11 protein-coding genes are annotated in these 13,261 nt (G+C 56.4%); 8 read left to right on the top strand and 3 right to left on the bottom strand.

All coding sequences use genetic code 11. The features are described 5' to 3' along the window. Positions 1 to 1,144 precede the first annotated feature (1,144 nt). The 5 genes from ACR0KN_RS09450 to ACR0KN_RS09470 all read left to right on the top strand — a co-directional run bounded on the left by ACR0KN_RS09450 (position 1,145) and on the right by ACR0KN_RS09470 (position 5,601). On the top strand, positions 1,145 to 1,651 hold the full coding sequence (locus ACR0KN_RS09450; protein ID WP_480653064.1) for a hypothetical protein: 507 nt from the start codon (positions 1,145 to 1,147) through the stop codon (positions 1,649 to 1,651). 212 nt (positions 1,652 to 1,863) lie between these two features. Further along, a complete protein-coding gene (rpsD, locus tag ACR0KN_RS09455) occupies positions 1,864 to 2,484 on the top strand; it encodes a 30S ribosomal protein S4 (RefSeq protein ID WP_010441748.1) in 621 nt (206 codons plus the stop codon). 296 nt (positions 2,485 to 2,780) lie between these two features. Continuing rightward, the gene (hisC, locus tag ACR0KN_RS09460; protein WP_480653067.1) at positions 2,781 to 3,866 is read left to right on the top strand and encodes a histidinol-phosphate transaminase; all 1,086 of its coding nucleotides are present in this window, start codon (positions 2,781 to 2,783) and stop codon (positions 3,864 to 3,866) included. After that, positions 3,863 to 4,783, top strand: coding sequence for a prephenate/arogenate dehydrogenase family protein (locus ACR0KN_RS09465; RefSeq protein WP_480653069.1), 921 nt, complete (start codon positions 3,863 to 3,865; stop codon positions 4,781 to 4,783). The genes hisC and ACR0KN_RS09465 overlap by 4 nt, the downstream gene beginning before the upstream one ends. Further along, positions 4,780 to 5,601 (top strand): extensin-like domain-containing protein, encoded by an 822-nt coding sequence (locus tag ACR0KN_RS09470; RefSeq protein ID WP_480653071.1) that lies wholly within the window; start codon positions 4,780 to 4,782, stop codon positions 5,599 to 5,601. Before ACR0KN_RS09465 ends, ACR0KN_RS09470 begins: the two co-directional genes overlap by 4 nt. On the opposite strand, the gene ACR0KN_RS09475 is transcribed toward ACR0KN_RS09470, so the two are convergent. After that, entirely contained in the window at positions 5,598 to 6,599 is a 1,002-nt protein-coding gene (locus ACR0KN_RS09475) for a DUF2125 domain-containing protein (protein ID WP_480653073.1), read from the bottom strand. The two genes, ACR0KN_RS09470 and ACR0KN_RS09475, sit on opposite strands and share 4 nt — an antisense overlap. Positions 6,600 to 6,666: 67 nt before the next feature. Here ACR0KN_RS09475 and ACR0KN_RS09480 point away from each other — a divergent pair, with 67 nt between their 5' ends. The 3 genes from ACR0KN_RS09480 to ACR0KN_RS09490 all read left to right on the top strand — a co-directional run bounded on the left by ACR0KN_RS09480 (position 6,667) and on the right by ACR0KN_RS09490 (position 10,127). Continuing rightward, entirely contained in the window at positions 6,667 to 7,197 is a 531-nt protein-coding gene (locus tag ACR0KN_RS09480; RefSeq protein ID WP_480653075.1) for a gamma-glutamylcyclotransferase, read from the top strand. 68 nt (positions 7,198 to 7,265) lie between these two features. Next, a complete protein-coding gene (locus tag ACR0KN_RS09485) occupies positions 7,266 to 8,444 on the top strand; it encodes a biopolymer transporter ExbB (protein ID WP_170473032.1) in 1,179 nt (392 codons plus the stop codon). A 3-nt stretch (positions 8,445 to 8,447) separates the two neighbouring features. Beyond that, on the top strand, positions 8,448 to 10,127 hold the full coding sequence (locus ACR0KN_RS09490; RefSeq protein WP_170473030.1) for a peptidoglycan -binding protein: 1,680 nt from the start codon (positions 8,448 to 8,450) through the stop codon (positions 10,125 to 10,127). Between the two features lie 14 nt (positions 10,128 to 10,141). On the opposite strand, the gene ACR0KN_RS09495 is transcribed toward ACR0KN_RS09490, so the two are convergent. Further along, positions 10,142 to 10,750 carry a DJ-1/PfpI family protein gene (locus tag ACR0KN_RS09495; RefSeq protein WP_480653077.1) on the bottom strand — a complete coding sequence of 203 codons (609 nt, stop codon included), beginning with the start codon at positions 10,748 to 10,750 and terminating at the stop codon, positions 10,142 to 10,144. 89 nt (positions 10,751 to 10,839) lie between these two features. After that, on the bottom strand, positions 10,840 to 13,164 hold the full coding sequence (clpA, locus tag ACR0KN_RS09500) for an ATP-dependent Clp protease ATP-binding subunit ClpA (RefSeq protein ID WP_170541386.1): 2,325 nt from the start codon (positions 13,162 to 13,164) through the stop codon (positions 10,840 to 10,842). Positions 13,165 to 13,261: the final 97 nt, after the last annotated feature.

A 13,261-nucleotide genomic window follows, 5' to 3' on the forward strand; every position in this document is an offset into this window, starting at 1 on the left:
GGGAGGAGACGGGCTGGGCGGCAATCTCGACGCCCGCGACAGGGTTCAGACCCCCGCGTTCGAGAATGCGGCGTTCCTCGGCACGGGTCATCTGGATCTCGCGGACCTTCAGCGCGGCGTCGCGCGCGGTGAGGTACCTGCCGTCCGGCCTTGAGAGTACCGCTTGATAGGAAGTGAAACTATCCACTGCAGGGTTTCTGGGTAGCTTTCCCACTCCACTGGATCGTTTCGTGGATAGGGCTCATTGCCAGCCCATCGGATTCTCAAGGCTGCTGCCATGCACAGGTTGGTTGAGTTCTGATCCCGCAACATCCGGATTGCCTGAACAGCCAGATCTTTGGACGGGCAATAAGTGGACCAGGCACTCAGTTCGGTATCATCGTATAGCACAAAGAGGATATTCGGGGCACCTTCCGCGGAAGCCTTTGGCGCGACCCGAGCCCAATCGGATTCAGAATCCCTGACATTCAGTTCGATTGTGCCATTGAACCCGGGTTAGCCCAAGGGCCTCTTCATTTCTGGCACGTCCTGCGGCAGCAACGGTTAGTGCTCCGACGACTAAAATGCGACTGATCATCAACAGAAGTTCCCTTGAGATGGATTATTCGTGAAGCCAAGAGTTCTTTCTGAAAAATATGGTATCAAATTGAACGTTTAAACCAACCTGTGCGTGTATGCCGGTGAAAACCTTTGACCTTATAGCCAACGATGTACCTCAGCTGGTCGTCGCTGGGCAAAATGCATGCTTTCGTCAAAGGAATGTTCCAGTAAGACCTGTCGCGCTTGCTTTCCGAAATTGGATCTCGTCTACGCTACTTCTACGCACTATGGGCGATTTCACAGCAATGACAATTCATTGATAGTGCTTTCGCAGAGGTCTTAAGATCGGATACTCTTGCCAATTACTTCATCGCACTCATCGGGAATTTCTATCACAAGATCGGCCGACTGCGGCACTCGAGTTATTTGATATTTGCAGGGCTGCATTCATGTAGCCTGGCGGCGAAACGGGTTAAGTCTCAAAGTGACTTTGTTCTTTGGCAACATTTTTGTGAATGCTGCATTTCGGTCTCTTTTCCGCCCATTTTTTCACTGATACACATGCAACATAAAAAGTTAGGCGAGTAAATGTACGGGCGGGTATATGGGAACCGGGTTTAACGGTCAGGTAGCGATATCTTGGTCGCAGACAGAGATTGACGGGCTTGAGGCGGCGCCTCTTGCCCATATGGTTGTCGGTGCAGCTTGGTCTTGGCGGGGCCGCAGGATCGAATTGTCGGCAGATGCTGATGTTTATGTTCAGAACGATGCATACTCAAATGTTGTATCAGCGCTGGCGTCACGAGCGGATGTTGCTTTTGACCCGCTTGCTGTAGCTCAGGGCTCGCTCGTCGAGCTGACAAATGGAGCGCAGAAATTCACTGCCGAGCTTGTGCAAATTGTCGGTGGTTCTTCTCTGATGTTGATTTTCAAGGACGGATGCCCCGAAGCGGATCAAGAGTTTTGGGTCAGTGAGGCGGCTGAGAATGTGGAGCCCGCCGATATTGGATTTATCGATGACAGTAAGGTGATTGCCTTCCCCGGTTCTGCGGCTGGGGTGATCGCAATACCCGTAGATATGCCAAAAATCGTGGGTATTGCCGCTGAATAGCAGGCCGCACCGCTGAAAATTGTATGAATGATAACGAAAACGGCCCGACTGTTCGGTTCGGCATGTTGACTCTGGTAAAACTGCAGATATAAGCGCGGCTTCATTGGTGTTGGTGGCCCCCGCAAGGGGATGCCTGTCATGGGGGAAACCTCAAGAGGACAACGCCCTTCATAGTGGCCAATGTGGCCTCGACCAAACGAAGGAGATCAGCCGTGACCAAACGCACGTCTGCCAAGTACAAAATCGACCGCCGGATGGGCGAAAACATCTGGGGTCGTCCGAAATCCCCGGTCAACCGTCGTGAATACGGCCCCGGCCAGCACGGCCAGCGCCGCAAGGGCAAACTGTCGGACTTTGGTCTGCAGCTGCGTGCCAAGCAGAAGCTGAAAGGCTATTATGGCGACCTGACCGAGAAGCAGTTCCGCCGCATCTACGCCGAAGCTGTTCGTGTGAACGGTGACACCGGTGAAAACCTGATCGGTCTGCTGGAACGTCGTCTGGACGCTGTTGTCTACCGTGCCAAGTTTGTTGCAACCGTGTTTGCCGCGCGTCAATTCGTGAACCACGGCCACGTCAAAGTGAACGGCAAGCGGGTCAACATCCCCAGCTACCGTGTTAAGGAAGGTGACGTGATCGAAGTGCGCGACAAGTCCAAGCAATTGGCCGTTGTTCTGGAAGCGGCTGCTCTGGCAGAGCGTGATGTCCCAGACTACATCGATGCGGATCACTCGAAAATGACTGCAACGTTTGTGCGCGCACCTGGCCTGAGTGATGTGCCTTACCCGGTTATGATGGAACCGAACCTGGTCGTCGAATTCTACGCGAAGAACTAATCTTCGCCGATCTGCTGAGTTTAAGGGCCGCGCTTTAAGCGCGGTCTTTTTTGATTTTGGGGGCTCTGCCCCCGTCGCTTTGCGACTCCCCCGAGATACTTTGAGCCAGATGAAGAGGCGGATCCGAGGAGGCACCCATCGGTGAGCGTTGTGATAGCGCAAGGGCTGAGCCGAGGATATCCGGGCATTTCATTCTGCTGAACCGGCGATGACCTGCTTCGAGGCGGTCTGAAGGAATTGCCGCTTTTCTCAATGCGATGAGAAGGGTAAGAGGGGCCACGTTATTGGAGCCTCTCATGAACCAGATCACCCCACAACCCGGCATTATGGACATCGCACTGTATCAGGGCGGGCAGTCACATGTTGAGGGCGTGGCTGAAGTCATCAAGCTGAGTTCCAATGAAAACCCTTTCGGACCAAGCCCCAAGGCAATCGAGGCCGTGCGCGATAGCGCAGCTTCGTTGCATCGTTATCCCAGCACCGATCACGCCAGCCTGCGCAACGCGATTGCTGAAAAGCATGGGTTGAACCCGGACCGTATTCTATGCGGCGTCGGCAGTGACGAGGTGCTGCAATTCGTAGCGCAGGCCTATGCCGGGCCGGGCGATGAGGTGATTTATACCGAGCATGGGTTTTCCATGTACCCAATCATCGCGCGCATGGCTGGGGCGACCCCGGTCATGGTTTCCGAGCGGGATCGCCGAGTGGACGTGGATAACATCCTTGCTGCGGTCACAGGCCGGACACGGATTGTCTTTGTAACCAATCCAGGGAACCCGACTTCAACAATGGTTTCTGACGCAGAGTTGGTACGGTTGGCGCAGGGGTTGCCCAACGATTGCCTAATGGTGCTGGATGGCGCCTATGCAGAATTTGTCGACGGTTTTGATGGCGGGGCAGGGTTGGTTGACCGGTTTAGCAACGTCATCATGACCCGAACATTCTCCAAGGTGTACGGTCTTGGGGGCATGCGCGTTGGCTGGGGCTATGCAGCGAAAGAGATAATCGACGTGCTGAACCGCGTCCGGCAGCCCTTCAATCTGTCTTTGACCGCACTGGCAGCCGCAGAAGCCGCTGTAGGCGACGAAGAATATCTGCGGTTTTGCCAGTCAGAGAATGCGCGCCTTCGCATTTGGTTGTCCGAGGAACTGGCCAAGGTTGGAGTGGCTTCAGATGCCTCCTGCACCAATTTCGTACTCGCCCGCTTTGCTGATCGGAACGAGGCTGAGGCTTGTGACGATTTCCTGAAAACTCAGGGTTTGATCGTTCGGCGGGTTGCGGGCTACAACCTGCCAAACGCTCTGCGGATTACCGTAGGTGACGAAAACGCCTGCCGCCGCGTGGTTGCAGCCATTACCGCGTTCAAAGGGGGCGCTGCATGACCCAGATATACGACCGTGTGGCGCTGATTGGGCTGGGCCTAATCGCTTCCTCCATGTTCTGGGCGATCAAACGCGCCGGGCTTGCAGGCGAAGTTACCGGTTATGCCCGATCTAAGGCGACACGTGAGACTGCGCGTCGTATCGGGCTTTGCGACCGGGTATGCGATACCGCGCAAGAGGCAGTCGAAGATGCTGACCTGGTGGTCCTTTGTGTTCCTGTTGGGGCGATGGGAGCCGTGGCAGGAGATATCGCACCAGTTCTGAAGCCGGGTGCAACAGTTTCGGATGTCGGGTCGGTTAAGCGTCATGTAATCAAGGCTGTCTCGCAGCACATCCCCGATGGGGTCCATTTCATTCCTGCCCACCCTCTAGCCGGAACCGAACATTCCGGCCCCGAAGCTGGTTTCGCCGAGCTGTTTGACAACCGCTGGTGTCTGCTGGTGCCAGTGGAAGGTTCGGATATAGGCGCAATCGCACAACTGCGCGCTTTCTGGGAAGGCATGGGTTCGAATGTCGATGAGATGGACGCTGATCACCATGATTTGGTTCTTGCCGTTACCTCGCATGCTCCACACTTGATCGCCTACACGATGGTGGGTGTCGCAGATGATCTTCGGCGGGTTACAGACACCGAAGTCATCAAATACTCGGCCGCCGGTTTCCGTGACTTTACGCGAATCGCAGCCTCAGATCCGACCATGTGGCGCGATGTGTTCCTGACCAACAAGGACGCGACGCTGGAGATTCTAGGGCGTTTCACCGAAGAACTCTTTGCACTTCAACGGGCTATCCGCACAGGTGACGGAGAGCAATTGTTCGACTACTTTACGCGCACTCGGGCGATCCGCCGAGGCATTATCGATGCTGGGCAGGACACGGATGCACCAGATTTTGGGCGGGGAAAGACATCGACATGAGAGGCTTGAGCAGCAGCTTATTGATAAGTTTCGTCGTATTGACGGCAACGACTTCACATTCCGCTGCGCCTGAAGCCTCTCTTGTGCCGCTGACACGCCCAGCGAACTCCGAGGTGGTTAAAACCGTTGTCACTTCCAACATCCGCCCCATCCTAAGGCCTGATTCACCTCAGGTAACGGCCGCGGCGGCCCGACCGGTTGATCTCCCATTGTTGGGGCCAGAGAATTCGATCCGGCCATTTGTTCGACCAGAACAATTGGAACAGCAAGTTCTCTTCAAGAAACGCAAGCTGCGCAAAACCTCGGTGTGCGGTGACATCGACATACAGGGCAAGGCGGTCGGGCGCGTTAATGGCAAGATCAAAGCCTGTGGGATCAAGGACGCGGTTCAGATCACGTCGGTTTCGGGGGTCAATTTAAGCCGCCCATCAACGATGGATTGCGGCACAGCGCAGGCACTGAACAAATGGGTCGACAAAGCCGTTATACCCACGTTCAAACGGCGTGGTCCGGTGGTCGAACTGCAGGTCGCCGCGCACTATGCTTGTCGAACGCGGAACAACCGCAAAGGGGCGCGAATATCCGAACACGGCAAGGGGCGCGCCATCGACATATCGGGTTTCAAGATGGCGGATGGTGAGGTGGTGACAGTCCTGGATGGTTGGCGCAAGAATCCGTCCAAGAAACAACTAACCAAAGTCTGGCGCGGCGCTTGTGGACCGTTTGGCACGGTTCTGGGGCCAAACTCGGATCGCTATCATCGGGATCATTTCCACCTTGATACTGCGCGGTATCGCAGCGGTACTTATTGCCGTTAACGGAGAACCAGCCGGGGTGCAGGGCCAAGCGGCAGCGGCCCCAAGGCGACAAACCCGTCGCGGAAATTCAGTTGTAAATCCAGCGCATTCGGATTGCCGCCCAAACCGGCCATGAACCCTAAAGCGCGGGTCACCGGATCAACTGCCTGATCAGGAAGTGCGCCTGCAGCATTTGCCATCGCGATCATATCGCGCCAATTTTCCGCCTTCATCGCGATTTCACCGGTTGGGATGCCTTGTTCGTCTACATCCAATTCTCCGGTGGCGAACAGACGCAACTCTCCCCACTTCACCTCTGCCAAACGCAGGTCGATCTCAACGGGTTGAGGGCGACGCTGCTCAAGCGCCGAGCGATCCCAAGGTTTGTCGAAAGTGACAAACATATCCAGCTCAAGTGTTTCGAACGATTGCGGTAGGGTCGAGGCTGAACGCATCAGACGCCTCAGATCATCACCAGGTGTAAATCCGTCGACATTTGCCGTAATCCCATAGCTTTCGGGTGCTCCGGATTGTTCCATCACAAGACCCAGCGTTTGACCACCAGCCTGCGGATCACCTTCGGTGGTCAGCAACCAGCGTTCAGAAGTCAGCGCCATTTTCTCGAGTACCAGTGCGACGCCAGGTTGGAGGTGCAGTTCGGCTTGTAGCTCCTCAGCCTGAACGGTTGTGGTCTGGTCGAAATAGGACAGGCGCTGTGGTGTGCTGGCAAAGCGCAGCATCTGACGGCCAGGCCAGATTGCTGGGCTTTGGAATTCGATCCAATCCGCGCTCCATGCCGTTCCGTTAACTGGATCGGCCAAAGCGGGGTTATCTAGGCGCGTGATGTGTTGAAACGGATATCCGGCTGTTGTCACGTCCGAGAAGTCAGCCTGCCAGCCCAGTTCCTGCTGCCTGTCAAACCAACCGGTCAGTGCGTTGCGCAGCCCGTAACCGGCCACAAACCAATACGCGCTCCACGCAAGGGCGATAAATACAAAAACGCGTATCAGACGACGCATGATGAATGGCCCTTTTTCCTGCCTCGGATTTGATGTTTATAGGGCCAAACAGGCAAGGACCAGTGCAATGACGATGTGGGTATTCGGATATGGATCGCTGCTGTGGAATCCGGGTTTCCCGGTAGCCCGCAGTGAACGTGCCACTTTGCATGGATATGCGCGGTCGTTTTGTATGCGTTCGATCCACCATCGCGGCACCGAAGAGGACCCCGGTCTGGTTCTGGCGCTAGACGAGCAGCCCGACGCGCTCTGCACTGGATTGGCTCTGGCCGTCGAAGCAGGACATGAAGATCGCACCTTGGCGGAGCTGCGCGAGCGCGAGCTGATCTCGTCAGCATATCTTGAACGAATGCTTGATGTGCATCTGGACTGCGGAACGATCGTGAACGCAGTGACTTACGTAATCGACGCGCATCATGTTCAGTATTGCGGTGGCCTGCCATTGGAAGAGCAGGCCCAGATCATCGCCCATGCGGTTGGCGGGCGCGGACCGAATACCGAGTATCTCTATAATACCGCGTCGCATCTGACCGATATAGGGCTGCACGACCCGGACCTTGAGTGGTTGTCGCAACGGGTGCGGACAATCAGTGCATAAACTCTTGGCGTCGCGGGACGAACTTCGTTAGGTTCAGCCCAGAGCAGACAATACCAGGAGCCACGCGCATGGCGCAGGCACATCAGGGCGTGAGACCGCATTTCTCACAACCGATCCGTCAAATCTTGATGATGCTGATTGCAATCGGGCTGTCGGGGCTAGGCGTGTTCATGGCGCTGCCCTATGTGTTGCCCGTCGTTCAAGCCAATCTGTATCTTAACGGATTCATCCTGCTCGTCTTTGTCATCGGTGTTGCCGCCTGTTTTCTGCAAGTTACGCAGTTGATCGGCTCGGTTCGCTGGATCGAAGCTTTCATCGGCGGGGTCGAGCGGGACGATGTGCGCCCGCCGCAATTATTGGCTCCACTGGCGTCGCTTCTACGTGAACGGGGTGCGCGGTCTCAGATCAGTTCCAGCTCAACCCGGTCAATCCTCGATTCCGTCGCCGAACGGGTGGAGGAGGAGCGTGAGATCACGCGTTATATCACCAACGTGCTGATCTACCTTGGTCTTTTGGGTACCTTCTTTGGACTGGCTACAACGGTTCCGGCCATCGTCGACACAATCCGCAGCCTGAACCCTCAGGAAGGCGAGGAGGGCTTGGCCGTCTTCAATCGTCTGATGACGGGACTGGAATCACAGCTGCAGGGAATGGGTGTTGCCTTTGGCTCGTCTTTACTGGGCCTGGCTGGATCACTGATCGTCGGCTTGCTGGAATTATTTGCAGGTCATGGCCAGAACCGCTTTTACCGTGAGTTGGAGGAATGGCTGTCATCAATTACCCGCGTCGGATTTGCGGCGGGTGATGAAGGGGGCGCCGAACTGGCCGTACTGACACCGGTTCTTGATGCGATGTCCGAGCAGATGGATGCCCTGCAGGATATGTTCTCGGCGCAAGAAGTTGACCGGATCAATGTCTCAACCAAACTGGGTCAATTGGTTGATGTGATCGGGGAAATGAACCAGCGGCAGGCCCAGACCGAAGGCGTTACGGCGGCATTGGAACGTGTGGCGCTGGGGCAAGATGCGCTGCTGGATCACATGCGCGAACACGGCGCGGGTGAGGGGATCGATGCCGAAAGCCGGATGCGCCTGCGATCGATGGATGTACAGCTACTGCGTATTCTCGAAGAGATTTCCGCCGGTCGTCAGGACAGCATGAACGAGCTACGCAAGGACTTCGAGCTACTGGTCAAAGCACTCACTCTTCCACGCGGCGCAGTGCGTAGCTCTCCGGAAGGAGAGTAACGGATGGCGCTGTCTCGCCGCACAGGTCAACGGTTCTCGGGCTCGGTCTGGCCCGGTTTCGTGGACGCAATGACCGGCTTGCTGATGGTTTTGACCTTTGTGTTGACCATCTTCATGGTTGTACAGTTTGTGCTGCGCGAGACCATTTCAGGCCAAGAGGATGAACTGACCGCGCTGTCCGACGAAATCGCAGCACTGGCTGGGGCGCTGGGGCTGGAAGAGCGGGAAAACAGCCGCCTTCAAGCTCGATTGGGGACACTGAATACGACCCTGAATCGGGTCGAAGATGATTTGGCGCAAGCACAAGGGCGCATCACCGACTTCGAGGCGCAGGTCGCCGCGTTGCTTGCTGATCAGGAGCGGGCACAGGGAGATATTACGGCGCTGGAAACTCAGCGTGATGAACTGCTGACCGAACAAGAGGCCCTCAATTTGGCGCTTGCCCAAAGTCGGCAGGAAATCGACGCGCAAGCCGAAGCCGCGCGTCTGGCCGCTGCACGGCGCGAAGCGCTTGAGGCCTTGATTGCCGACCTTGAAACCAACAAAGATGCTCAAGCCCTTCAAATCACTGAGCTTGAGCAACAACTGACCGAAGAAGAAGCCGCGCGTCTTGCCGAGGCGGCTGCGGCGGAAACCTTGCGCAATCGTTTGCAGGATGCAGATGCCGAGCTGACGGCGATGACACTCGCATTAGAAGCACAACGCAAGGAAGCCGAAGAAACACTGACCTTGCTGGCCGCAGCGCGGGCCGCGCAGGCAGAGTTGGAGCAGAAATTTGGCGAAATCAATGCCGAAGAGTTAAGAGCTCAGCTTCAGGCTGCGCTAGAGGCACAAACGCAAGCTCAGGCGCAGGTCGACGAACAAAAGTCACTCGCAGACGAGCGTGCCGCGCTCTTGGCTTTGGCACAAGATACACTTGCGTCAGAGAAAGAGATATCGGCAGAGGCGCAGCGGCAGACCGCCCTGTTGAATCAGCAGATGTCGGCGTTGCGCAGCCAGCTCGGATCATTGCAGGCGCTTTTGGATGATTATGAAGATCGAAATGCGGCAGCCGAAATTCAAATTCAGACGCTGGGGCAGGATTTGAATGCAGCCCTCGCGCGTGCGGCCTCGGAAGAGCGCCGCCGAAGGTTGCTGGAAGAGGCCGAGCGTATCCGTCTTGAGGCCGAAGCCGAGGAGCTCGCCGGTCAAAACCAGGAGCTGACAGCACAGGCGGAGGATCTGCAACGTTACCGCTCGGAATTCTTCGGGCGTTTGCGGGATGTGCTGGGCGATCAGGAAGGTGTTCGGATCGAGGGTGACAGATTCGTATTCTCGTCCGAGGTTCTTTTTGCCACAGGCTCGGCAGAGTTGTCCGTCGAAGGCCGCCAAGAGGTCGCCAAGGTCGCCAATATTCTGCGTAGTGTCGCCGCAGAAATCCCTGATGGATTGAATTGGGTCATCCGGGTCGATGGGCATACCGACAATGTACCGCTTGTGAGCACTGGACGGTATCGCGACAATTGGGAACTCAGCCAGGGCCGCGCTTTGTCTGTGGTGCGCTATATGGTTGATGCGCTGGGTATTCCTCCGGATCGGCTTGCAGCAAATGGGTTCGGGGAATTCCAGCCCGTTAACCCAGCGGACACCCCCGAGGCCCGTGCGCAGAATCGTCGGATCGAGTTGAAACTGACTGAGCGGTAAGCAGCAAACGAGTATCAGACCAACCCGTGAATTCGGGCAAAGGGATCGTGGCTCTTGTCCTTGTGCCACGAATACTCGCACCACTTGGCAACTTCCTCGGCTCTGTCTTCTCCGTGCATCAAGGCGATAGCGCCCAGCGTCATGTCCATACCGGCAGAAACTCCGGATGACGTCAGGAAGGGGCCATCTTCGACCCATCGCGCCTGAGGCACCCAGTTGACATTTGGCCCCTGCGTGCGGACCCACGAATACGCAGCCTTATTCGTGGTGGCGCGCCGATTGTCCAAAACACCAGCTTTGGCAAGAAGAGCGCTGCCGGTGCAAACACTCAGGGTGAACTCCACCTTCTCGGCGCTGGTCGAGATCCAGTCCAGCAGGCGGTGATTCCCGACCTCGCGGCGCGTTCCGGCACCACCGGGGACGAAGAGGATATCATAGTGAGTATCGTCGCTGATCGAGTGTTCGGCGATCGCTTTCAGCTTTTGGTTGCTTTGAATTGGCCCTGGGGTTTCAGCGACAAGTCCCAATTGGAAATCGTCCTCCAGAAGACCGAACATCTCCATCGGGCCAAAGACATCCAGCAATTCAAACCCGGGAAATATCAATGCACCGATTCTACGCAATTCTGCACCTGTTCTCAGCCGACTTATGCAGATGAAAAACGCCTGCCAAATGAAGTTGGCAGGCGTTCAAGCAGGTTTCAAGATTAAGGTCAGTCTGCTGTCAGCAGCGGGGGCTTGTCACCGGGTATACGTGGCTGATCGGGCCCCAGGATTTCAAGGCTCAATTCGCCTTTTTTGACCGAAACACGGACCACGCCACCTTTGGCCAATTTACCGAACAGCAACTCCTCGGCCAGAGGCTTCTTGATGTGCTCCTGAATGACACGTCCCAGCGGACGTGCGCCCATCTTGTCATCATAGCCCTTGTCGGCCAGCCATTCGGCAGCACGGGGGGTCAGATCGATGGTCACGCCACGATCCAGCAATTGAGCTTCAAGCTGCAAGACGAACTTTTCGACGACTTGCAAGATGACCTCTTTAGGCAGCGGCGCAAATGAGATCACAGCGTCTAGGCGGTTGCGGAATTCCGGCGTGAACATGCGTTCGATCGCTGCAGTGTCCTCGCCTTCGCGACGGTCGCGGGCAAAGCCGATGGCGGCCTTGGCTTGTTCCTGAGCCCCTGCATTCGAGGTCATGATCAGCACGACGTTGCGGAAGTTCACCGTTCGACCGTTGTGATCGGTCAACTCGCCATGATCCATCACCTGCAGCAGGATATTGAACACATCCGGGTGTGCCTTTTCGATTTCATCAAGCAACAGCACACAATGCGGATGCTGGTCGACGCCATCGGTCAACAGACCGCCCTGATCAAACCCGACATAACCCGGAGGGGCACCAATTAGGCGGCTGACCGCGTGCTTCTCCATGTATTCCGACATGTCAAAGCGCAGCAGTTCCACACCCAGCGTATCCGCCAGTTGTTTCGCCACCTCGGTTTTACCCACACCGGTCGGACCGGCAAACAGATAGTTACCGATGGGTTTCTCTGGTTCCCGCAAACCGGCACGGGCCAGTTTGATGGCGCTGGACAGCGCTTCGATGGCCTCATCCTGACCAAACACCACGCGTTTCAGCGAGGTTTCGAGATCTTTCAGAACCTCCGCGTCGTCCTTGGTAACGTTCTTGGGTGGGATACGCGCAATCTTTGCAACCACCGCCTCGATCTCTTTGACGCCGATGGTCTTGCGCCGTTTGCTTTCGGCCAGCAGATGCTGTGCCGCTCCGGCCTCGTCGATCACGTCGATGGCCTTGTCAGGCAGTTTGCGGTCATTGATGTAGCGGGCCGACAGTTCGACAGCCGTCTTGATCGCATCCGCCGTGTACTTGATCGAGTGATGCTCTTCAAAATACGGTTTCAGACCACGCAGAATCTTCACGCTGTCTTCGACCGAAGGCTCGTTCACATCAATCTTCTGGAACCGACGGCTAAGCGCACGGTCTTTTTCGAAATGCTGACGGAACTCCTTGTAAGTGGTTGAGCCCATTGTGCGCAGTTTGCCGCCCTGAAGCGCCGGCTTCAGCAGGTTAGATGCATCCATGGCTCCACCCGAAGTCGCTCCAGCGCCGATTACGGTGTGAATTTCGTCGATGAAGAGAACCGCATCGGGGTGTTCTTCCAACTCGGTCACAACCGCTTTTAGCCGCTCTTCGAAGTCACCACGATAGCGGGTCCCTGCGAGCAAGGCCCCCATGTCGAGCGAATAGATAGTGGTTTCCGACAGAACGTCGGGAGCTTCTCCAGACACGATCTTGTGCGCCAAGCCTTCCGCGATGGCAGTTTTGCCTACACCTGGGTCCCCTACCAACAGGGGGTTGTTTTTGCGGCGGCGACACAGCACCTGGATGCAGCGTTCAACCTCGTCCGAGCGTCCGATCAGCGGATCAACATCTCCCGCGCGCGATTTCGCGTTCAAATCGATGCAATACTTGCCAAGCGCGCTTTCCTTTTGATCGGCCTCGCCAGAGGTGGTCTGCGCTTCTTCTTCGGCTTCATCCGCACCTGTCACCGGCCGGTTTTCACCATAGGCCGGGTCCTTCGCGACACCGTGGGCGATAAAGTTCACCGCGTCATAGCGGGTCATGTCCTGTTCTTGCAGGAAATAGGCCGCGTTGCTCTCGCGTTCGGCGAAAATTGCGACCAGAACATTCGCCCCGGTCACTTCGGTGCGGCCAGAGCTTTGAACATGGATCGCTGCACGCTGGATGACACGTTGGAACGCAGCCGTTGGCACGGCCTCGGACCCATCTATGTCGGTGACGAGATTCGAAAGATCCTCGTCGATGAATTCAACCAGCGTGCTGCGCAACTCATCCAGATCAACGCTGCATGCTTTCATAACGCGTATCGCGTCGGGTTCTTCCAACAGCGCCAGCAGCAAATGCTCTAGCGTTGCAAATTCATGTCGCCGTTCATTCGCCGCCGCAAGGGCCGCGTGGATGGCTTGTTCAAGTGTGCTCGAGAATGAAGGCACGCGGGTGCTCCTCTGTATTGGGCCGGAAGGGGGCCTTAGGCCGGATCCCCATCCCAACCATGTCCTCATACTATTAGAGTTTGGTTGATCGTGGCCC

This window comes from Ruegeria sp. AP7 (genome assembly GCF_056539905.1).

What these genes read in the sequence shown, in the direction of transcription:
- ACR0KN_RS09450 (WP_480653064.1), top strand. Translation starts at nt 1,145, where the DNA reads ATGGGAACCGGGTTTAACGGTCAGGTAGCGATATCTTGGTCGCAGACA.
- hisC (WP_480653067.1), top strand. Translation starts at nt 2,781, where the DNA reads ATGAACCAGATCACCCCACAACCCGGCATTATGGACATCGCACTGTAT.
- ACR0KN_RS09465 (WP_480653069.1), top strand. Translation starts at nt 3,863, where the DNA reads ATGACCCAGATATACGACCGTGTGGCGCTGATTGGGCTGGGCCTAATC.
- ACR0KN_RS09470 (WP_480653071.1), top strand. Translation starts at nt 4,780, where the DNA reads ATGAGAGGCTTGAGCAGCAGCTTATTGATAAGTTTCGTCGTATTGACG.
- ACR0KN_RS09475 (WP_480653073.1), bottom strand. Translation starts at nt 6,599, where the DNA reads ATGCGTCGTCTGATACGCGTTTTTGTATTTATCGCCCTTGCGTGGAGC.
- ACR0KN_RS09480 (WP_480653075.1), top strand. Translation starts at nt 6,667, where the DNA reads ATGACGATGTGGGTATTCGGATATGGATCGCTGCTGTGGAATCCGGGT.
- ACR0KN_RS09485 (WP_170473032.1), top strand. Translation starts at nt 7,266, where the DNA reads ATGGCGCAGGCACATCAGGGCGTGAGACCGCATTTCTCACAACCGATC.
- ACR0KN_RS09490 (WP_170473030.1), top strand. Translation starts at nt 8,448, where the DNA reads ATGGCGCTGTCTCGCCGCACAGGTCAACGGTTCTCGGGCTCGGTCTGG.